This window comes from Streptomyces sp. BV286, from assembly GCF_019090165.1.
GTDB lineage: Bacteria > Actinomycetota > Actinomycetes > Streptomycetales > Streptomycetaceae > Streptomyces.
Genome location: NZ_JAHRIB010000024.1, coordinates 123,742 through 144,276, shown reverse-complemented (window position 1 = coordinate 144,276; position 20,535 = coordinate 123,742). Strand labels below are relative to the sequence as shown.

Annotated in this window: 16 protein-coding genes; 10 read left to right on the top strand and 6 right to left on the bottom strand. The window is 69.0% G+C overall.

Going from position 1 to position 20,535, the window contains the following annotated elements; all coding sequences use genetic code 11:
* The first annotated feature begins 38 nt into the window (after window positions 1-38).
* From KUF83_RS03310 to KUF83_RS03290, 5 genes are all read left to right on the top strand, one after another.
* Window positions 39-920 (top strand): glycine betaine ABC transporter substrate-binding protein, encoded by an 882-nt coding sequence (locus KUF83_RS03310; protein WP_217452987.1) that lies wholly within the window; start codon window positions 39-41, stop codon window positions 918-920.
* 166 nt (window positions 921-1,086) lie between these two features.
* On the top strand, window positions 1,087-2,301 hold the full coding sequence (gene fdhA / locus KUF83_RS03305) for a formaldehyde dehydrogenase, glutathione-independent (protein ID WP_217452986.1): 1,215 nt from the start codon (window positions 1,087-1,089) through the stop codon (window positions 2,299-2,301).
* A gap of 85 nt (window positions 2,302-2,386) precedes the next feature.
* Complete coding sequence (locus KUF83_RS03300) at window positions 2,387-3,769, top strand: FAD-dependent oxidoreductase (RefSeq protein WP_217452985.1); 1,383 nt, start codon at window positions 2,387-2,389, stop codon at window positions 3,767-3,769.
* A 93-nt stretch (window positions 3,770-3,862) separates the two neighbouring features.
* Window positions 3,863-4,777, top strand: coding sequence for a 4-hydroxy-tetrahydrodipicolinate synthase (gene dapA, locus KUF83_RS03295; protein ID WP_217452984.1), 915 nt, complete (start codon window positions 3,863-3,865; stop codon window positions 4,775-4,777).
* A gap of 67 nt (window positions 4,778-4,844) precedes the next feature.
* The gene (locus KUF83_RS03290) at window positions 4,845-6,347 is read left to right on the top strand and encodes an aldehyde dehydrogenase family protein (protein WP_217452983.1); all 1,503 of its coding nucleotides are present in this window, start codon (window positions 4,845-4,847) and stop codon (window positions 6,345-6,347) included.
* 337 nt (window positions 6,348-6,684) lie between these two features.
* Here the strand turns inward: KUF83_RS03290 and KUF83_RS03285 are convergent, their stop codons facing one another.
* From KUF83_RS03285 to KUF83_RS03260, 6 genes are all read right to left on the bottom strand, one after another.
* Window positions 6,685-7,470 (bottom strand): IclR family transcriptional regulator, encoded by a 786-nt coding sequence (locus KUF83_RS03285; protein ID WP_217452982.1) that lies wholly within the window; start codon window positions 7,468-7,470, stop codon window positions 6,685-6,687.
* A 986-nt stretch (window positions 7,471-8,456) separates the two neighbouring features.
* Window positions 8,457-11,600 carry a S8 family serine peptidase gene (locus tag KUF83_RS42525; protein ID WP_308402897.1) on the bottom strand — a complete coding sequence of 1,048 codons (3,144 nt, stop codon included), beginning with the start codon at window positions 11,598-11,600 and terminating at the stop codon, window positions 8,457-8,459.
* 471 nt (window positions 11,601-12,071) lie between these two features.
* A complete protein-coding gene (locus KUF83_RS03275) occupies window positions 12,072-12,362 on the bottom strand; it encodes a VOC family protein (protein WP_217452981.1) in 291 nt (96 codons plus the stop codon).
* A gap of 57 nt (window positions 12,363-12,419) precedes the next feature.
* Window positions 12,420-12,536, bottom strand: coding sequence for a VOC family protein (locus tag KUF83_RS03270; RefSeq protein ID WP_217452980.1), 117 nt, complete (start codon window positions 12,534-12,536; stop codon window positions 12,420-12,422).
* 349 nt (window positions 12,537-12,885) lie between these two features.
* Window positions 12,886-13,425 (bottom strand): GNAT family N-acetyltransferase, encoded by a 540-nt coding sequence (locus KUF83_RS03265; protein ID WP_217452979.1) that lies wholly within the window; start codon window positions 13,423-13,425, stop codon window positions 12,886-12,888.
* Complete coding sequence (locus KUF83_RS03260) at window positions 13,422-14,705, bottom strand: XRE family transcriptional regulator (protein WP_217452978.1); 1,284 nt, start codon at window positions 14,703-14,705, stop codon at window positions 13,422-13,424. Before KUF83_RS03260 ends, KUF83_RS03265 begins: the two co-directional genes overlap by 4 nt.
* A gap of 241 nt (window positions 14,706-14,946) precedes the next feature.
* Here KUF83_RS03260 and KUF83_RS03255 point away from each other — a divergent pair, with 241 nt between their 5' ends.
* From KUF83_RS03255 to KUF83_RS03235, 5 genes are all read left to right on the top strand, one after another.
* Complete coding sequence (locus tag KUF83_RS03255; protein ID WP_217452977.1) at window positions 14,947-15,393, top strand: ATP-binding protein; 447 nt, start codon at window positions 14,947-14,949, stop codon at window positions 15,391-15,393.
* Between the two features lie 211 nt (window positions 15,394-15,604).
* On the top strand, window positions 15,605-15,805 hold the full coding sequence (locus KUF83_RS03250; protein WP_217452976.1) for a hypothetical protein: 201 nt from the start codon (window positions 15,605-15,607) through the stop codon (window positions 15,803-15,805).
* Window positions 15,806-15,898: 93 nt separating this feature from the next.
* Window positions 15,899-16,078 carry an FxLD family lanthipeptide gene (locus tag KUF83_RS03245; RefSeq protein WP_030661977.1) on the top strand — a complete coding sequence of 60 codons (180 nt, stop codon included), beginning with the start codon at window positions 15,899-15,901 and terminating at the stop codon, window positions 16,076-16,078.
* A gap of 237 nt (window positions 16,079-16,315) precedes the next feature.
* The gene (locus tag KUF83_RS03240) at window positions 16,316-19,252 is read left to right on the top strand and encodes a lantibiotic dehydratase (protein WP_308402901.1); all 2,937 of its coding nucleotides are present in this window, start codon (window positions 16,316-16,318) and stop codon (window positions 19,250-19,252) included.
* On the top strand, window positions 19,249-20,517 hold the full coding sequence (locus tag KUF83_RS03235; RefSeq protein WP_217452974.1) for a lanthionine synthetase C family protein: 1,269 nt from the start codon (window positions 19,249-19,251) through the stop codon (window positions 20,515-20,517). Before KUF83_RS03240 ends, KUF83_RS03235 begins: the two co-directional genes overlap by 4 nt.
* Window positions 20,518-20,535 lie beyond the last annotated feature (18 nt).

The window sequence follows — 20,535 nt, the reverse complement described above, 5'->3', positions numbered from 1 at the left end:
GAACAAGAACAATGGCGAAGCGATGTAGAGCGGTTTCGATGCGGCTGGGTATCGCCGTGTCCGTACTCGCCCTGGCGGCGGCCGGCTGCGCGGAAAGCAGCGGCTCCAGCGGCGACGACAAGACCATCACGATGGGCGTGATCCCGGGATGGACCGACGAAACGAGCACGGCGTACCTGCTCAAGAACGTCCTGGAAAAAAATGGCTACACCGTCAAGGTGACGAAGCTCAGTGACAACGCCCCGATGTACACCGCGCTCTCGAACGGGGACATCGACCTCCTTTCCTCCGCCTGGCCGGAGCGTACGCACAAGTCCTACATGGACAAGTACGGCGACAAGATCGAGGACATCGGCACCTATTACGACAACGCGGGGCTCTTTCTCGCGGTGCCCACGTACTCGGACGTCAAGTCCCTCGCCGACCTGCCCAGTCACGCGAAGGAGTTCGACGGCAAGGTCACCGGAATCGAGCCGGGCGCCGGTCTGACGAAGGCGACGCAGGACGACGTCTTCCCCGCCTACGGGCTTGACAGCAAGTTCAAGCTGGTGACCTCCTCGACGACCGCGATGCTCACGGAGCTGAAGAAGGCCACGGCGGCGAAGGAACCCATCGTGGTGACGCTGTGGAAGCCGTTCTGGGCCAACCAGGCCTTCCCGGTCAGGCCCCTGGAGGACCCGAAGGGAGCGTTCGGCAAGCCGGAAGGCCTGCACAGCCTCGCCCGCGACGGATTCTCCAAGGACTTCCCGGACGTCGCCGACATGATCAAGAACTTCAAGCTGACCGACGCGCAGTACGGCAGCTTGGAGGACGCCGTGGTCAACAAGTTCGGTCAGGGCAAGGAGCCGCAGGCCGTTGAGGCGTGGCTCAAGGAGAACCCCGACTACGCGCCGTCTCTGGAGAAGTACCTGAAGAAGTGACGCAGCCGCCCCGGTACGGCACTTTCCTCGACACTTCCTCCCCATGAGGCAGAGCGCCGTATCGGGGCCCGACGGTTCCACCGACCGGGCGGGAGTCGTATGACGAAGCCCGCCACACACACCCGTGAATCGCTCCCCAACCAGGAGCAGGACGGAGTCACCTCACATGGCAGGCAACAAGGTCGTCGTCTACCAGGGGCCCGGCAAGGTCGGGATCGAGGAGATCGACTATCCCAAGCTCGAACTCCCCGACGACGTGGTGAATGGTCTGGGCATCAAGAAGGCGGCGCCGCATGCCGTCGTACTGAAACTCGTCACCACCAACATATGCGGCAGCGACCAGCACATGGTCCGTGGCCGTACGACGGCCCCGATCGGCCAGACGCTGGGCCACGAGATCACCGGCGAAGTCGTCGAGGTGGGTGACGACGTCCTCTTCGTCAAGGAGGGCGACATCTGCTCGGTGCCGTTCAACATCGCCTGCGGGCGCTGTCGGATGTGCAACGAGGGCAAGACCGGTATCTGCCTGAACGTCAACCCGGCCCGCGCCGGCGCGGCGTACGGCTACGTCGACATGGGTGGCTGGCTGGGCGGCCAGGCGGAGTACGTCATGGTGCCGTTCGCCGACTTCAACCTGCTGAAGTTCCCCGACCGCGACGCCGCGTTGGCCAAGATCCTCGACCTGACGATGCTGTCCGACATCTTCCCGACCGGCTACCACGGCGCCTACACCGCCGGCGTCACCACCGGCTCCACCGTGTACGTCGCGGGCGCCGGACCCGTCGGTCTCGCCGCGGCGTACTCCGCGCAGTTGCTGGGGGCCTCGGTCGTCATCGTCGGTGACATGAACGCCGACCGGCTCACACAGGCCCGGAGCTTCGGCTGCGAGACCGTCGACCTCAGCAGCGGCAACGACCTCGCCGACGTGATCGCGGACATCCTGGGCGAGCCGGAGGTCGACGCCGCCGTCGACGCGGTCGGCTTCGAGGCACGCGGGCACGGGGCGGGGGCAGGCGAGGCTCCGGCGACGGTACTCAACGACATGATGACCGTCGCTCGCGCCGGCGCGTCGCTCGGCATCCCGGGGCTCTACGTCACGGGCGACCCCGGCGCCGTCGACGACGCCGCCAAGGTGGGGCAGATCGGCGTACGGCTGGGCCTCGGCTGGGCCAAGTCGCACGTATTCACCACCGGCCAGTGCCCGGTCAAACGCTACAACCGGCAGCTGATGAACCTCATCCTCGCCGACAAGGCGCACATCGCCAAGGCGGTCAACGCCGTCACGATCGGACTCGGCGAGGCGCCGCAGGGCTACCAGGAATTCGACCAGGGCGCGGCGAAGAAGTACGTCATCGATCCGCACGGGATGGTAGCCGCCTGACTCCCGTCCATCCGGCGGCCGCACAGCCGTCGTCGGGAAGGCCGTCCCCGGTGCACACCACCAGGCAACACATACGCAAAGGCACATGGAGGGCACAGTGAAGGACGTGGTGATCGTCGGGGGCGGCATCGCCGGCCTGGCGGCGGGGTGGAGACTGCGCCACCGCGACATCCTGTTGATCGAGGCCGACGACCGGGTCGGCGGCAGGATCCGCTCGGAAGCCCGTGGCCCCTACTGGCTGAACTGGGGTGGCCACGTCTACGACGGCGGTCCCGCGTCGGCCACCCAGCGGCTCCTGAAGGACACAGGGTTCACGTCAAGGCCGGTGCCGGGGAACCTGACAGGCCTCAGCATGAACGGCCGACTGCTGCTCAGCGGTCGCGTGGAGACCTTCCCCTTCCGGGTCCCCATGTCCTGGGGTGACCGGGCGAGTCTGATCCGGGTGGGAGCGAAGGTCCGGCTGGCCGTGGCGCGCTACGCCCGGCTCGTCAAGCGCCGCCCGGGCGAGGACGAGGCCACCCGCCAACAGCGGGTCTACGACTTCATGAACGACCGTTCCTTCGCCGACTTCATCGGCACGCTCCCCGAGGACGCCGAGGCGCTCTTCAAGCCCACGGTGACCAGATCCTCCGCGGAGATGCACCAGATCTCCGCCGGGGCCGGCATCGGGTACTTCAACCTCGTCTGGAACATCGGCGCGGGACTGTCGCACAGCATCGACGGGGGACCCTCCACCCTGCTCGAGGGCATCGCCGACGCGCTGGGCGACCGGGTGCAACTCGGCGCCGCCGCCGAGGAAGTCGTGAACAAGGGCCAGTCCGTCGTGGTGCGCTACCGCCAGAACGGCGTCGAACACGAAGTCGAGGCCCAGAGCGTCATCCTCGCCACGACCGCGAGCGTGAGCCACCGCATCGGTGTCGACCTCGACGAAGACCTCCGCGAGGCACTCGCCCAGGTCAAGTACGGCCCGTTCGTGAGCGCGGCCTTCCTCACCAACGAAACCGAACGCCAGAAGTGGGACGGCACCTATGCGATAGCCACCCCCAAGCGGTCGTTCAACGTGGTGCTCAACATGTCCAACAACGTGCACGGCCACACGCAGGAACGACAGCCGGGCGGCAGCTTCATGACCTTCTCTCCGGCCGGTCTCGCCCGCCAACTGCTGGAGCAGGACGACGAGACCATCCTCCGGACCTACATCGACGATCTCGACCAGGTGCTGCCCGGCTTCGCCTCGCACGTCGCCGAGGCGGAGGTGGCACGGTGGCCCGAGGCCTCGCCCTACTGCTTCCCCGGCCGCGGCCGGCTCCAGTCGACCTTCACCAGGCCCAACGGTCGAGTGATGCTGGCGGGGGACTACCTCGGCACCCAGTACACGGAGACCTCGGTGCACACCGCCTTCGCGGCCGCCCAGGCCGCGGAGAACCTCCTGGACGCCGCCGACCGGCCCCAGCGTCGAGCCGCATAGATGCCGCCGGACCTGACGCTGACGTAGGTCCCCGCTCTCCTTCCCTTCCCCTTCCTCCCACATCTCAGACTTCACACCGAAGGTGCTTCCACCATGTCCTCACCCCTGCGCGGCGTCCTGTCCGCCCTCCTCACCCCCTTCGACGACAACGACTCGGTCGACGAGGCGACTCTGCGACGAGTCGTCGACCGCAACATCGACGGCGGCGTCCACGGCGTTGTGGCCTGCGGCTCGACCGGGGAGTTCACCACGCTCAGCAACGCCGAGCGCCGCCTCGTCGTGGAGACCGTGATCGACCAGACAGCGGGCCGGGTGCCCGTGGTGGCGCAGACAGGTGCCCAGTCCACCAGGGAGGCCATCGAACTCTCGCGCCACGCGGAACAGGCGGGGGCGTCCGTACTGATGGTGGTGGCGCCGTACTACGAGCCCCTCACGATCGAGGAGACCAAGCGCTACCTCACGACCGTGGCCGAGTCGGTGAGCATCCCGATCATGCTCTACAACCTCCCGGTCGCCACCGGCGTCAACATGACGCCCGACCTGGTCGGTGAACTCGCCCGCGAGTTCGAGAACATCCAGTACATCAAGGACACCTCCGCCGACATCGCCCAGGCCGGGCAGCTGATCCACAACCACGGGGACGTCGTCTCGACCTTCGTCGGCTGGGACTCCCTGCTGCTCGCCGCGCTCTCCGAGGGAGCAGCCGGTGTGATGGCCGGCACCGCCAATGTCGTGGCGGCCCAGCTGGTCTCCATCCACGCCGCCATGAGCGAGGGCGATCTGCACCGGGCGCGCGGTGAGTGGGAGTCGGTCTACCCGCTGATCGACGCGATCATGGCGGCGCCCTTCGCCCCCGCGGTCAAGACGGCGCTCGGCGCGACGGGCTTCGCGATCGGCGGCTCTCGGCCGCCTGTGGCTCCGCTCGACCCCGAGGTGGCCGCGGCCATCTCGAAGCTGGCGGCGCCCCTTTCGTCATTGCCGGTGAGTCAGGACGCCGCAGCCGTCTGATCTGCTCACCCGCGCGACTGTCACGGCCGGCCGCGTTCACAGCCCCACAACCACCGAAGGAGTGGACATGTCCACCGAGGACCCGACCATCGGCGTGCGGCGTGCGCCGGACGCCACCAAGTTCGACCCGACGGACCTGCCGCCGGCCGGGCACGTCATCGACGGCGCGTTTCGCGAGACCCCGACCGCCGAGCTGCTCGACATCGTCGATCCCGCCTCGGAAGAGGTGATCGCCCGGGTCGCGCTGGGCACCGAGTCGGACGTCGACCTCGCGGTCGCCGCAGCGGTCAAGGCGAAGGAATCCTGGGCGCGTCTCGTGCCCAAGGCGCGCTCGGAGATCCTGCACGCCATTGCCGACCGCCTCGCGGACAACCACGAGGTGCTGGTCCGGCTGGAGTCCGCCAATACGGGCAAGCCGATCTCGGTGGCACGCGACGACGTCGACGGAACCATCGACACCTTCCGGTTCATGGCCGGAGCGCTGCGTGCCACCACGTCGATGGCGGCCGGCGACTACGCCGAATCCCACCTCTCGGTGATTTTGCGCGAACCACTCGGCGTGGTGGGCGTCGTCACGCCGTGGAACTATCCCCTCCTGATGGCGGCGTGGAAGATCGCGCCCATCCTGGCCGCGGGCAACACCCTCGTGATCAAGCCCTCGGAGCAGACGCCCCTGACCACGCTCAAGTTCGCCGAGCTGGTCGCAGACCTGCTCCCCGCGGGCGTGCTCAATGTCGTGACGGGACTCGGTCCCGTCGTGGGTGCCGCCCTCGCCTCGCACGCCGACATCGACATGATCGCGCTGACCGGGTCGGTCGGCAGCGGGCGTGCCGTCGCCCGTGCCGCCGCGGACACCCTCAAGAGGGTTCACCTCGAACTCGGCGGCAAGGCCCCGGTCGTGGTCTTCGAGGACGCGGACCTGGATCTCGTGGCGACCTCGCTGCGTGCCGCCAGTTTCTACAACGGGGGCCAGGAGTGCGGTGCCGCCTGCCGCGTGCTGGTCCACGAGTCGGTCGCCGCCGAACTCGTCGACCGCCTGGTGGCACAGGTGAGCGAGTTGAAGGTCGGTGAGCCGGGCGCGGGCGACGACATCGAGGTCGGTCCGCTCGTGTCCAAGGCGCACTACGACCGGGTGCTCGCCCACCTAGACCGTGCGTTGGCGGAGGGAGCGCGCGCGGCCGTCGGTGGCGGCGCTTTCGACGGCACGGGCTACTTTGTCCAGCCGACCGTGCTTGTCGATGTCCCTGTCGATGCCGCGTGTACCCGGGAGGAGATCTTCGGGCCTGTGGTGACGGTCGAGACGTTCTCCGCGGAGGGCGAGGCGGTCCTGCGCGCCAACAACGTGCCGCTCGGTCTGTCCGCGTCGGTCTGGACGAGTGATGCCCGCCGCAGCCACGACGTGGCCTCTCGGCTCGACTCCGGCACGGTATGGGTCAACTCCCACCTCGTACTCGCCAACGAGGTGCCCTGGGGAGGCTTCAAGGGCTCCGGGTACGGGCGCGACCTGTCGATCTACGCGCTCGACGACTACTCGCGTACGAAGCACGTCATGCACTATCACGGCCGCTGATCTCCCGTCGTCACCAGTTCCGGGGTGACGACGGGCCTTCGTGAACGCAGAGGCGTCCGGTTGTACTCCGCCGGGCGCCTCTGATTGATTCCTGGCCAGGCGTCCGGTCGGCGGGCCACGATCTGGTGCCGGGCTCACCGTTGCGACAGGTCACAGATGGCCCACACGATGCGGTGGCGGGTCCGCTGCTGGCGTCGATGCCGTCGTGCATTCGGGCCGCTGAGCCGACGGCAGAGATGTTTCACCTCTGCTGTCGGCGAGTCTGTTGCGTCCTCTGCGATCGGCGCCGGTGCGCTGTGCTCCCCAAGGAGTTGTCCTCGGCCGCCGATAGCGCGACTCAGCCGGCTTTCGGATAGCCGTTTCGCTCCGAGATCTCTGCGGCAGCCGCCAGCAGGTGTTCGACTATTCCCGGAATCGTGTCATCGTTGATACGGAATGCGGGACCGGAGACCACCAGGGCGGCGGCGACTTGGCCGTCGTGTGCTCGAATCGGTGCCGCGACGGCCGCGAGCCCGATCTCCTGTTCCTCATCGACTCGGGCATAGCCGTGCTTGCGCACCGTCTCCAACTCGCTCTCCAGGACGCCCGGATCGACAATCGTGTGCGGGGTGAGGCGTTCCAATTCAGCGTCGAGGTAGGACTGCAGTTCGGTGCGGGGCATGTACGCGAGAAACACCTTGCCGGCAGCAGTCGGGTGAAGAGGGTGGGCCTGTCCGACCCGGTTCACGATGGTGAGGGAGTCCGAGCCGTTCACCTGGTCGATGGAGACCACTGTGCGGCCTTCATGTACCGCGACGATGACGGTCTCTTTCAGCTCCTCGGCAAGGCGGTTGCACACGGTGCGACTGATCACGGTCAGATCGTGCTGCTGGCCTACTCCGTCCGCCAAACGCTGGATGCCGTAGGCCAGCCGGTACCCACCTCGCATGGAGGCTTGCTCCACCATCCCTCTGGCTTCCAGAGTCGCAATCAGCCGAGACACCGTTGACTTGTGCACGGAGATCTCTTTGGCGATTTCTGTGATGCCGGCCACACGGCGCTGAGAAAGTACCTGGAGGATCGAGATCGCCCTGTCTACCGAATGGACCGAATTGTCTCGTCCTTGCCTGCGCCCGTCGCTCACATGGGACAAGATACAGAGTCGTCCACTCTCTGAGGAAATCTGTCATATCAGATGAGCCGTTTTGGGACCTTCTGGTCCTTCTGAGGTTACGCCTCACAAGCCGAGGCGCGTGCATCTACATGGCTGCAGCCGTCGTCGCACCTGACGCTGCTTGTTGGGGAGGGCGCCAGTGCCGCAAGAGTGACACCCCGGCGGAACCGGGCACGAACAGGCCGATGCGTCCGTTGATGGCACAGCGACCTCGCCGCTCGATCTTGTCGTCAGCGTGGAGCGTCCTGATGTTGTAGCCGGAAACGGGCGCGGCATGCGTGGTCAGGGTCCTGGACTCGGGCACTTCGAGTTTGAGCTCGTCATTCAGGGATGTCCGCAACCGCGCCTTGATCTCGTCGGCTTCGTGCCGGGGATCGGTCTCCCACAGCAGGGCCGGAGTGGATTTCTTGTCGACTGCCCCACTCGGAGGCCCCGGCCGGGGCCGCACCGTAGCGGAGAGTGAGACAACTGTGGGCGGGTAGCCGCAGCCCCTTGCTGGACCCGGCCCCTCAGAACCGCACACTGCCCAAGTAAGCCCGTGGGATTCGCAGTTCAGCAGACTTATACGGACCGCCTGCCATCGCCTACGTGATGCCGACGATGGCAGGCGGTATGAACGAGGCGGTGGATGTATCGCTCCTCCGTGGCGCCGGTAGACGAAGGGGTGCTTGTGAAGCATCTTCTTCGACCCCGCGAACCAGTTGATCCACTCGCGTGGGCTGTCCGGTTCGTTTACGGCTCTGACGATCAGCTCCTGCCTGCAGAGAGGACAGAGCCCCTTCTGCCGGGCCCGCAGGCCAAGCTGACCTTGTCCATCGGCGGTGGCACCTTGCCCGTGCTGCGGCGGGGCGGCGTTGTCGCCGGGCTTCGGCCGACGTGATCCGCCCGCGCACTCGGGGCAGTGCGCGGGCGGATCGCTCACCGACGGTTCGCGCCAACGGCTTACCGGGTCGCGGCTACGGCGTGACGGTCAACGCCGTGTGTCCGAGGGCTGTCGAGCCGTCGCCGTACTCGACGGCCCCGACGTAGCGTTGGCCGGGTGTCGCGTCCGGCCACGACACCGTGACCTCCGGACGGTCGCCCGCCGAGACGTTCTGCTCGGCAGGAGTGACCGTGGGTGTCACGGCCGGGGTGCCCTGGCCGACCTTCCAGCTCCACAGGGTGTACTGCTGGCTGGTGGTGCCGGCCGGCAGTTCGTACTGGAGGACGTAGACGTCGTAGTCGCCGGGCGGCAGGTCGACGTGTTCGTCGGAGCCGGGGCCGGCCCAGTCGCCGACGTGGTTGCCGTCGGTGTCGAAGGCGTAGAGGTCGAGGTTGCTGCCCGGGACGTGGTCCGCGGAGGTGATGGCGAACCGGGTGAAGGGGGCGCCCTCGGGGACGTGGACGCGGTGCTTGACGACGGCGTCGTTGGTGCGCTGACTTATGGTGAAGTCGGCCTGGTCGGTGCCGGTGAGCGTGCCGGTGGTCTTCTCGCCGGTGTAGAGCGACGCCTTCGCGGTCAGTTCGCCGTTCCAGTCGACGCCGGTCTTCAGCGTCGCGGAGTCAGTGCCGGTGACCGTGACCTCGTCCGGGGCGGAGAACGCCACGGCGCGCAGGGCGATCGGGCTGGTGACCTCGTGGTGGCTGTGCGCGTCGCTGAGCCTCAGGGAGCCGAAGGACCACGTGTCATGGGCCGCGCTCGTCCGCTCGAAGGTCACCTTGTACGACGCCGACGCGCCCGGCGCGACCGTCAGCCGCTTCGGGGTGACCTCGGCGCGGAAGCCCGGCGGGGTCTGGAGCTTCGCCTTGTACGTGCCTGTCTGGGCCGAGACGTTGGTGACCGTGCGCGTCACGGTCTGACTGCCCAGCAGGTCACCGACCGCGATCGAGGGGTAGTTGAGGTCGCTGGGGTCGGTCTTGGCGGTCGTGGCGCAGGCGTCGGCGCCGTCCTCGGTGGCGGGCTTCTGGCCGATCGCGCAGAGGTAGGCGGTCCAGTCGGCGGAGGTGGAGTCGTACACCAGACCGGGGTCAGCCGCCCGGGTGACCCGGGGCAGGCCCGCGCCGTAGTCGAGGGGTGAGGCGGAGTCGGCCAGGTTGCGGCCGATGGGGTCGCCGTTCTCGTCGGTGGGCGTGGCCGTCGTCATCAGCGCCGACTTGATTTCCATCGGCGACCAGTCGGGGTGCAACTGCCGCAGCAGCGCGGCGAGGCCGGCGATGTGCGGGGACGCCATCGAGGTGCCGTCGGCGAAGCTGAACTGGCCGGGGTAATAGCTGGCGCTGCCGGGCACCACGCCCGCCGGGATGAGCTGGCCGAAGGAGGCGATGTCGGGCTTGAGCAGGTCGCCGTCACTGTAATGGTCCGGGCCGCTGGAGGAGAATTCGGTGATCTCCCGGGTGGCCACATGGCTGCTCTGCGAGGGCGTGAACCGGGCGGTCGCGCCGGCCTGGGAGGCGTACGCGTGGATCGCCTTCGCGTCTTCCGCGTCGACGTGGATCAGGGGCGCCGAAAAGACGTACGGGGGCAGGAACTCGTCGTAGGCCGGGGTGTCGGTGAGCACGAGCCCCTTGCCGCCGACCGCCAGGACCTCGTCCGACTTGGGGTCCTCCCAGAGGCCGGCACCGCCCCGGTCGCAGACGATGATCTTGCCCTTCGCCTGTGCCGGATCGAGGGTGCCCGGCGCGCACAGCGCAGCCCTGCCGGCATCTGCACCGGCCTTCGCCACGGAGGCTGCCTCGACCAGCGGGGCGGTGCCGACGCCCGGGTTCAGGCCGACGCGGGTGTAGCGGCGGCCGTCGCCGAGGACCAGGGAGGTGGTGTAGCGGGTGTCGTGCGTCGCCGCGGCGACCGTTGTGACCCACGGGCCGGTGTGCTGCACCGAGTCCGGGCCGGCGTTGTCGGCGGACGCGGCGATGAACACGCCCGCCTTGGCCGCGTTGAACATGGCCTTCATGTCGGGCTGCTCGGTGAGGGTGCCGTTGAGGGAGAAGTTGATGACGTCGACGCCGTCGGCCACGGCCCTGTCGATCGCGGCCGTGAGGTCCGCGGTCGGGCAGCCGAAGCCCGGCCAGCATGCCTTGTAGAAGGCGAGGCGGGCGGCCGGGGCGATACCGCTGAGCTTGCCCTCGGCGTTGCTGCCGGGTACCGACGCGGCGACGCCGTGGTTCCCGGCGGCCGTGCTGCCGGTGTGCGTGCCGTGGCTGCTGGTGTCCAACGGCGAGGGCGCGTCTTCGCGGTCCGCGGGGACGCCCGCACCGAACCACTGCGCGCCGATCACCTTGTTGTTGCAGGTCACCTTGCGCGTGGGGTCCTCGCCCGGGTCACAGTCGCCGTGCCACTTCGTGGCGATGACCCCGGCGTCGGGGCGCGGCTCCGGCAGCGGGGCGAACATCGGGTTCGTGGGGTCGAACCCGGTGTCCACGACCCCGACGATCACGCCTTCTCCGGCGTGCGCGGCGCCGCCCGCCTTCGCCCACAGACCCTTGGTGCCGGAGAGGCCGAGGAGGCGGGGGATGTCGGGGAACTGGGCGGGGCGAGTTGTTCGGGGCGCCTTGGATTCTGCGGTGTGCGGTATTCGGGCGGCTGCGGGGCCGGTGAAGGCCGATCGCGCAGTGATACGGGGTTCCGCCCGGCCATTCACCCCCGGCCCGTCGTTCGCACCTGTCGACGGCAGCGGGACGACCCTGTTGCGGGTCACCGAGACGACACCAGGCGTCGAGGCCAGTTTCGCGGCCTGTCGGCCGGTCAGTTCGGCGGCGAATCCGCTGAACGTGTAGGAGTAGTCGTAGAGCGTCTCGACGCCGGGCACGGCGTCGAGGACCTGCTTCCGGCGGTCGTCCAGGTGCGCCACGTACTTCTCGACCGGGGCGGAGTCGGCGTCGAGCCGCGTGCCCGCCGTGGACGCCGTTCGCTTCAGCCGGGGCAGCCCGCCCTCGTACGCGGCGACGGGCGGGTCGGCGAGTTCGATGATGTAGGTGCCGTCGCTGTAACGACCGCCGCTCCCGGGGGAGTTGGCGTCGGCGGCGGAGCCGGGAGCGGTGACCGCCATGAGGGTCAGGGCTCCGGCAAGGAGGGATGCGAGAGCGGTGACGGCCGTTCTCGGACGTATGGGTACGCGTGTCACGTGTGATCCATATCGATCGGGCGCCGCAAAAGCGTCGGGCGCCAGGGATCCGGCTGCCGTCCGTATCTGCGGCTGTGGGGGGTGTTCGGGACTACGGCGTGACTGTCGAAGCCGTGCACAGCAGAGGGCTCGAACCGTCGCCGTAGTCGGCGAGGCCAAGGTACCGCCTGGCCTGCAAAGCAGGCCAGGTCACTGCGAGTTGGGGCCCTCGCCCGCGGCCACCGCCGGGTGACGGTGGCGGGGGTATCGGGTTTCGCCCTGGCCGCCCTTCCGGTTCCAGAGCATGTACTGCGAAGTCGCCCCGGCCAGTACGGCACACGGGGTGAGTGCGAGCACCACGGCCAGGCGGTGACGCACCTCGGCGTGAATCCCGGGGGTCCAGTACCTCGGTCCGCGTCGGCAGGCCCGGTCTCTGTCACACTCACCAGCCCCGGAGCGGTTCAACGGGCGATCGAGTCGGCCTTGCCTCGCTTATGTGGACTGGTCGTCCGAGACTTCCATGGCCTGGATGAGCGCGCCGTCGGGGTCGCAGAACAAGAATGATCGAAGTCCGGGCATCGGGGTCCAGATGTAGTCGGTCTGAACCTCGATACCAGCGGCCTTGACACGCTGGAAGAGGTCATCGATTTCGGGCACGGTGAGTGCCAGCTCCGTGATGCCGGTCGCGCCGTAGCGCAGGTACTCGTCCGGAGCCTTGGTGGTGGTCGGATTTGCCGCCTGTTGCGGTTCCAGCGTCGCGCCGGAGTCGTCGGAGGCGATCACGATCCGGGTCGCCGCGTTCTTCGCGCCAAGAATGTCGTCGAGCGTCGAGGAGTCGAATCAGTTTCCGGGCTCGGTGCTCTCGAACAGCACGTTCTTGAATCCCAGGAGGTCTTGATAGGAGGGCAGCGATCGCTCCAGATCGCTCACCATGACGCAGATGTGATGGGAGGACACGATTCTCCTCTGTGGGGTGAGGGAGCGGTCGCCGTCGGCGCTGCCTCAGCGGCACTGATCCAGCGCCAGCCAACTCCCCGCGCTGGTCTGCAACTTCAGCCGCAACGATAAGACCTGACGCTAGTGTCAGGTGCAAGTCATTCGAGGTGAGACTTCCGCGAGGAGACGGGCCGAGACGTCGGCGACCGACGAGTACGTGGTTACGAAGAGGTTTGTGATCACGGGTGAAGCAGAGGCTGTCGGTGGGGAGGAACCGCCCTGACAGAGAGACAGCTTCGGCCGGATGGGCCGCTCGCGTGGCCGGCTGCGCAACGGGCATGCTGCGCTGCCGGTGGGCCGCGGCTGCTGTTCAGCGGGCTGCGCGGATCATCACGGTGAGGACGGGCGAGGCAGGTGACGGCTGGCTCTGCCCGATGTCCTCGTATCCCCACGACTTGTAGAGCGCGTGGACCTTTCCGTCTCCAGCGGCCGGGTTGACCATGAGGGTGACGAAAGGCTCGTCGCGTGTGGCGAGGAGGCCGTCGTGGATACGCCGGGCGGTTCCGGTCTTCCGCCAAGCCGGCCGGACGCCGATCTCCTTCAGGGCAACGGCGGGTCGCTGGGTGTACTTCTCTGGCGGGGCTGGACTGGTGCGTTGCCAGTACCTGTCGCCGTGCTCGATGGTGTTGCCGTAGGCGTAGCCGACCGGATGCCTGCCCGCGTATGCGAGGACAGCCACGAACCCTGGCTCGGTGCTGTGTCGGTCCAGGCGTTCGCCGAACGCCGTGACCGCATAGTTCGGCAGGTGGAGGAGCGGGGCGCGCACTTCGGCGTACACGTCGAGGAGGTCGCCGCGGGCAGTGTCGAGGGTGGTGAACGTGCGCAGTTCGATGGCGGGCGCCGTGGTCATGCGGCCATCCTCCAGGTGGCGGCGTGTTCGGTCCAGGTCTGCACGCTGGAGCTGCCCGGCGCCGTGGCCCGCAGCGCGGCCCCGAACTCCTGCAGCATGCGCGTGACCCGGGCGTGCTGGGTAGCGGCCTCGGCGGGGACCTTCATCGCGGTGACCGTGGCAGCTTCGGGGGCACCCTGGGCGAGCTGGGCGTGCGCGAGCCGGGTCGTGGTGATGGCCCGGGAGCGGATCATGTGGGGTCGGAGGGCGGACAGGCAGCGGTGGGCGTGGTACTCGGCGGTGGAGTAGTCGCCGAGCGCCAAGTGCGCTGACAGGGCCAGGGAGTCCAGTTCGGCCTGGTCGTAGAAGGCGAGCATCCACACCGGCCGGTAGTCGGCGGGGTCGGCGCGCAGCATGGCGTCCTGCGCCTGCTCGAACGCCCGGCGGGTGCCGGTGCGGTCCTGGGCCGCGCCGTGGATGGCGCCTTGGCGGGCCAGGCCGAGGGAGGCGAACAGAGGGTCTCGGCGGGTGAGGTGCAGGTTGCGGGCGACGTCGTTGGCGGCGAACGCGTCCGCGGGACGGCCCATGTGCCGGTACATGGTGCCTGCGTGGCTCCAGATGCGGAACTTGATCGTCTGATCGCCGGACATCTCAGCGAGGGCCTGGGCCTCACGCATGTGCGCCTTGGCGATGTCGTAGCGCCGGCCGTCAATGGCAGCCCACATCGCTGAGGAACGGAACGCTGCTGCGGAGGCGTAGAGGCTGCTGCGTACCCGCTGGCTGGCGCTGCCCGCGTTCTGGAGGTTCAGGGCCTCGTCGGCGAGCGCGGCGGCCCGCTGCTCGATGCCGAGTCGGCCGCCGTGGCGGTGGTCGCTGGCGATGATCTCGGCGAAGCGCTTGTTCAGGCGGTTGACATCGCTCATGCCGATACGGCGCGGTGATGCGGTGCCGGGTGCGGCGGCTGCGGCGGCAGCCGCCGCGATGCCTCCGACGAGGGTGCGGCGCTTCATGTCGGGGTCCTCCTGCTGCGGTGGGGCTGGGCTGGACGGAGTCCGGCCCCGTGGTACGAACCCTAGAGCGACGGCGGGCAGGCCGCTGACGTGCTCAAGTGCCTTGCGGGTAGCCGATTTGGGCCACGTGACCCGGCCTGCCTTCCAGTCCCGGACCGATGAACCGTCGAGGCCGCCATGTCTCCCGGTCAGTTCCTCTAAGGCCCTGTTCACAGTGTCAGCAAGGCTGTTGGAGCTGTAGCCGTGTTCGGCCATCCACGCCTCAAGAACGGTGTTGCGCGTGGTGTCCATATCCGCACGGTAGCCCTCACCTCCCCCACCCCGCCAGGTAAAGAGAAGGTCAAATCGCCCTAGGTTCTTCGGATGGGCGGACGGCTGATCGTCCTAATCACCTTGCGCGGAAGGGGAGTTGTCTTGGTGTCGGTCGCCCGCCACGCCCACCGTGCGGGCGGCTGTTGACGGCCCGGCCCGCCCCTGAGGTTCCCCCGCAGGGGTGGGCCGGGCGCCGAGACGACGCGAAGGCTCAACCCCAATGACGAGTCTCATGAAGCCAGTTCAGGCCGCCCCCACCGGCCACCCCGCCTACAGCCAGACCTTCCCGTGCGAGCCGTCCACGGCCAAAATCGGCCGCAAGCTCGTCCGTGACGTCCTCGGCGTATGGCACCTCGACAATTTGGCCGACGTCGCCGCGCTGATCATCTCGGAACTGATCGCGAACGCCGTCAGGCACACCCCGTGCGACTCGATCCGCCTGATTATTGGGCGGCCGAGCGCGACACGGGTGCGCGTTGGGGTTGTGGACCGGGCGCCATCGCGCAAGCCGGTGCTCGGGCAGGTCGGGGAAGACGGCGAGTCAGGCCGTGGCCTGCTCCTGATCGACGGCATCGCCGACCGCTGGGGCTATGACTTGCACGGCCCGGACGAGCGCCCGCGGTGCAAAGAGGTCTGGGCCGAACTCTTCATGAAGGGCGACGAGTGAAGCCGGCCGTGGCTACCCCGCCCGTGCCGGACGTCACTCGCCTACGTCCCCGCCAGCAGATGGCCATGGAGTGCGCACGCTGCGCCAGGTACCTGGGAGCGAGCGGCGAGATCTTGGGGGATGTACGTCATCGGGGCCTGCTGTTCCAGCTCTGGGTGTGCGGGCCCACCTGCCGGTCGCCCACCCCTGGCCCGGGGACGGGAGCTGAGACATGACCTCCCGCGCGCTTGAGCACTGGCTCACCGGTGACTGCTGGCTCGGGTGCGAGCGCATCGGAGTGCCCGTGATCTGGCTCGGCCCATTGCAGTGGGACGGGCAGCACGCCCCGGTCCACGCCTGCGAGCCGTGCCTCGACCGGCTCAAGGCTCAGGCGCTCGCCTACTTCATGCAGCGGCGGCCGGCTGCCGTCTGACCAGACTCCCGCCTCCGGCCGTGCGGACTGTGCCGTACGGCCGGAGGCGGGCACCACCGCACAACAACATCCCAACCACTCAGAGGAGTTGGCATGACACGCAGCACCGTAGTACCGAGCAGCACCCATGTGAGCCAGCAGACCCCGAGGACGTCGGACGGCTTCGACCTGGACGTATCCCTCGTCGAGGTCGCCGACCCTGCGGGTCTGGTCAACCTGACCGACGACAACTGCGGAACCACCTGCGGCGCCTGCACCACCAACGTCGCCTGACCCGAGGCTTCTCGTCGCTCCGGGCTGGTGCCGCCGCGCCCTGTGGCGTGGCGCCACCAGCCGCCCCGTCCCTCACCCACGGAGGTAGTGGTGGCTGCTCCGCGCCCAGCGTTCCGAACCGGCGCGACCGCTCTCGTACGAGCCGTTGCCCAGCCCACCCTGCTGTGTCCTCCGCTTCCGGACCTCAACGATCACTCTCCCAACGGGTCCGCCACCTGTGTCGCCTGGCTGCGAGAGATCTGGGCGAACGGCGATCTCGTCGAAGCCCTGGAACACGCCAGCCCAGTCCTGGCCGCGCAGGTACGAACCGTGTGCACGGCCGATGAGCCGTCAACGCGCGACGTCCGGCGTGCGGCACTGTCCGTGGCTCGCTACCTGCTGCGCTCCCAGCACCGGGCGACGCCGTTCGGGCTCTTCGCCGGTGTGACCGTCGCGGAATTCGGTCCGCAGGCGGGCGCACGCTGGGGTGTGGAGCACATGCCCATCGGCCATGCGGGCGCAGAGTGGTTGGCCGTCGTCGTCGAGAGGCTGGAGTCTTGCCCCGACCTCCTCGAACGGCTGCCGGTGGTCGTCAACAACACCGTGACGAGCCGCGGGGACCGGCTCATCGTGCCTTTTCAATCCGAAGCCCAAGACGATCGGACTCGCGCGGTTGAGGCGTCCCTGCCTTTGACCGAGCCGGTACGCGCGGTGCGCGCCGCGACACGGGCGCCAGTCCGGTTCGGTGCGCTCGCGGACAAGCTCCAAGCAGAATTCCCCGAGGCCGGGCCGGAGAAGGTGCGCCGGCTGCTGGTGGAACTGATCCAGCGCCGTGTGCTGATCACGAGTCTGCACGCGCCGAGCACCGAGACCGACGCCCTCGGGTACCTGCTCGATCAGCTCCATGTCATCGATGCCGATGTCCTCCCTCCGGTCGCGGAGATCGTGCGCGAGCTGTGGGGGATCCGGAACGGTCTGAACGAGTGCACTTCGCGGGGCGGGCGGGATGGCGTCGCAGCGCGGATGAGGGCTGTCGTGCCCGGCCTGCGCCGCCACCCCGTCGCGCTCGACCTGCGCCTGGACGCGCAGCTCGTACTGCCGGACTTGGTCGCCCGCGAGATCGAGCGCGCGGCCCTGATCCTGACCCGAGTCAGCGCCCGCCCGTACGGCACCGCGGCGTGGGGCGCGTACCACCAGCGGTTCTACGAGCGGTACGGCATCGGCACGATGGTGCCGCTCCAGGAAGTCGTCGCGGACAGCGGCACTGGCCACCCCGAGGGCTACCCAGGCGCGCCCCCCGGCGCCCGTCGACCTCGCGTCTCCGGTCGGGATGACGCCCTCGTACGGCTGGCGCAGGCCGCCGCGCTCGACGGCCGCGACGAGGTGGTCCTCACCGACGAGTTGATCGACGCCCTGGACGTAGGGCCTGACGAACCCCGGGTGCCGCCACACCTGGAGGTGGGGGTGCGCGTCCATGCGGCAAGCGTTGGCGAGCTGCAGCGCGGGCGGTTCCGTCTGGAGGTCGTGAGCGTGTCTCGCGGCGTCGGCGTCTCCACAGGCCGGTTCCTCAGCGTCCTGGCCCCCGCCGACCGTGAGGCCCTGGCCGCCGAGCTGGCTGACCTTCCGACTGCCGACATCAACACCGTGCCCGCGCAGCTGTCCTTTCCGCCGCTCCTGCCCGAGAGCGCCCACATCACACGCGCCCCGCGAGTCCTGCCCACCGTGATCAGTCTCAAGGAACACCGAGCCCCCGCCGACGATGTCCTCACACCTGCGGACCTGGCGGTGGGGTGCGACGGCCGCCGCATGTACCTGGCCGCCCCCGAGCGCGGCCAGCGCATCGAGGCCGTCGGGATGCACGCGCTTAACCTCCACACGCATACTCCGCCGCTGGTGCGAATTATCACCGAGTTGTCGCGTGCTCAATGTGCGCAGGTCACTGTCTTCGACTGGGGCGCTGCGGCGGGGATGCCGTTCCTACCGCGCCTGCGGTGCGGGCGCACGGTGCTTTCGCCGGCCCGCTGGCGGCTGGAGGCGACTGAGCAGCCTGGTCGCGCACGCCCTTGGGCCGAATGGGACTCCGCCCTCACCGACTGGCGGGCGCGGCGGCGGCTACCTCGGCGGGTCTACCTCGTGGAGGACGACCGGCGTCTCTTCCTTGACCTCGACGAGGCCGGCCACCGGACGCTGCTGCGCCAGCACCTCGACCGAGTGGGCCACGCCGTGCTCGTCGAGGCGGCGGAACCGGGGGCGTTCGGTTGGTGCGAGGGGCGCGTCCACGAGGTAGTGGTGCCGCTCAAGGCGATCCGGCCGCCGGCGTGGCCGGCGCTTCCCGCCCCCACCCCGGCGCGCGCCCTCTCCCCAGCCCAGATGCAGACCCCGGCCGCTTCGTCGGTGTTGCTGGCCACCTTGTATGGAGACGCTCGACGCCAGGACACCCTGCTCTCCTGCCACTTGCCCGATCTACTCGAACGGCTCGGTGGCCCGTCGTGGTGGTTCATCCGCTTCCGCGACCCCGAGCAGCACTTGCGTCTGCGCATCGCGCTACCCACGCCGGAGGCGTTCGCCGAGACGGCTCGAACCGTGAGCGCGTGGGCCGACGAGCTGCGCGGCGCCGGTCTGCTGGCGGACTTGCGGTATCCCACCTCCTATCGGGAGATGGGGCGTTGGGGATCCGGCCCTGCCTGGGACGCGGCCGAGGAAGTGTTCCGGGCGGACTCGCGCGTCATCCTGGGCCAGCTCTCGCAGCCGCGGCGCCCACACGAGCGCACGCTGGTGGCCGCACACACTGTCTCTATCGCCTCCGCGTTCCTCGGCAGCACTCAAGCCGGGATGCGCTGGCTGATCGACCACATCCCGCCTACAGCGCCCGTGCCCGTACCGCGCCCGCAGTTCACCGATGCCGTACGTCTGGCCGACCCTGGCGACGACTGGGCGGCATTGCGCGGCGCCCCCGGAGGAGTGGCGATCGTGTCGGCGTGGGCTGATCGCGACGTGGCGCTCGCCGCCTACCGCCAGCACCTGTCAGGTCCCCACACGCAGGGCATTGCCCTCGATGACGTCCTGACCTCGCTGCTGCACGTCCACTTCGTGCGGCACATCGCGGTGAACTTCCCCGAGGAAGAGGTCTGCTTTTACCTGGCTCGCGCTGCCGCCCTGGCCTGGACCGCCCGCACCACTGGGAGGACACCATGACCGCACAGGCCGTGTTCGACCTGGCCGACGCCGTCGCCGGGGAGCTCGCCGACCCCCACACGGCGTACCTTGGGCCAGCGGTCTCTCATCGGCAGCACCTTGCCTACGGCTTGCCCGGCATCGCGGTCCTGCACATCGAGCGGGCAGCAGCCGGCCTGGGATCGTGGCAGCGCGCCCACGACTGGCTTGCCGCCGCCTCCCGTGAACCGCTCACCAGCGGCCCCGACAGCCACCCCTTCTACGGGGCGCCCGCCTTCGCGCACGCTCTGGCCTGCGCCGCTGATCACCTGCCCGGCGCCTACCAGCGCTCGCTTGACACTCTCGACCGACAAATGACTGACGACGTGAGCCGCCGCGTCGACGCCGCACACCGCCGTATCGACGCCGGACTCCTCCCAACGCTCGCGGAGTTCGACACCATTCGAGGCCTGAGCGGATACGGCTCCTACCTCCTGCGCCGCAACCCTGGCAGCGCCGCCCTTCGTGCCGTACTCGACTACTGCGTACGCCTCACCGAACCGATCACACACGACGGCGAGATCTTGCCCGGTTGGTGGACGGACACGGGGCCCTCGGGCCACCCGGACGACCGTTTCCGAGGCGGACACGCCAACAACGGCATGGCGCACGGTATCGGCGGCGTGCTCGCGCTCCTGGCGCTCGCCGCCACGCAGGGCACGTTCGTCGATGGCCACGACGACGCACTGGGCCGGATCCTGCTGTGGTTGGACCGATGCCGAGAGGACACCGGCCGAGGCCCGGCGTGGCCGTACTGGGTCACCCGGGACGAGCTGCGCACCGGCCGCCTCACCTCGTCCACGCCGAGGCGGCCGTCATGGTGCTACGGCACCGCAGGCCTCGCCCGCGCCCAGCAACTCGCCGCACTCGCCCGCGGCGACGACGGCCGCCAGCTGGACGCCGAGAGTGCGCTCGTGGCCGCCCTCACCGACCCCGCTCAGCTCAAGGCCACGACGGACAACGCCCTGTGCCACGGCTTCTCTGGCCTCGCCCATGTCGCCGCCCGCGCGGCCGACGACGCTCACCCCTCGACCGCCGGACAGCTCCGCGCCACGATCCCGGCACTCCTTACCGCAGTCCACCCGCCGGGCACCGACCCCGCCCACGCCGCCACGACGCTCATGCAGGACGAGGAGAGGGGCCCCGGTTTCCTCGACGGCGCAGCCGGTATCGCACTGGCCCTTCTCGCGCCCAGCACCGCCAAATCGCCCCGATCCACCTGGGATGCCTGCCTGCTCATCGCCTGATCCCATCGACCGAAGGAC

Bases quoted from the DNA above. Each gene is read 5' to 3' on its own strand.
- dapA (WP_217452984.1), top strand. From the start codon at position 3,863: ATGTCCTCACCCCTGCGCGGCGTCCTGTCCGCCCTCCTCACCCCCTTC.
- KUF83_RS03245 (WP_030661977.1), top strand. From the start codon at position 15,899: ATGACACGCAGCACCGTAGTACCGAGCAGCACCCATGTGAGCCAGCAG.
- KUF83_RS03235 (WP_217452974.1), top strand. From the start codon at position 19,249: ATGACCGCACAGGCCGTGTTCGACCTGGCCGACGCCGTCGCCGGGGAG.
- KUF83_RS03290 (WP_217452983.1), top strand. From the start codon at position 4,845: ATGTCCACCGAGGACCCGACCATCGGCGTGCGGCGTGCGCCGGACGCC.
- KUF83_RS03255 (WP_217452977.1), top strand. From the start codon at position 14,947: ATGACGAGTCTCATGAAGCCAGTTCAGGCCGCCCCCACCGGCCACCCC.
- KUF83_RS03250 (WP_217452976.1), top strand. From the start codon at position 15,605: ATGACCTCCCGCGCGCTTGAGCACTGGCTCACCGGTGACTGCTGGCTC.
- KUF83_RS03300 (WP_217452985.1), top strand. From the start codon at position 2,387: ATGGAGGGCACAGTGAAGGACGTGGTGATCGTCGGGGGCGGCATCGCC.
- KUF83_RS03310 (WP_217452987.1), top strand. From the start codon at position 39: ATGCGGCTGGGTATCGCCGTGTCCGTACTCGCCCTGGCGGCGGCCGGC.
- KUF83_RS03265 (WP_217452979.1), bottom strand. From the start codon at position 13,425: ATGACCACGGCGCCCGCCATCGAACTGCGCACGTTCACCACCCTCGAC.
- fdhA (WP_217452986.1), top strand. From the start codon at position 1,087: ATGGCAGGCAACAAGGTCGTCGTCTACCAGGGGCCCGGCAAGGTCGGG.
- KUF83_RS03260 (WP_217452978.1), bottom strand. From the start codon at position 14,705: ATGGACACCACGCGCAACACCGTTCTTGAGGCGTGGATGGCCGAACAC.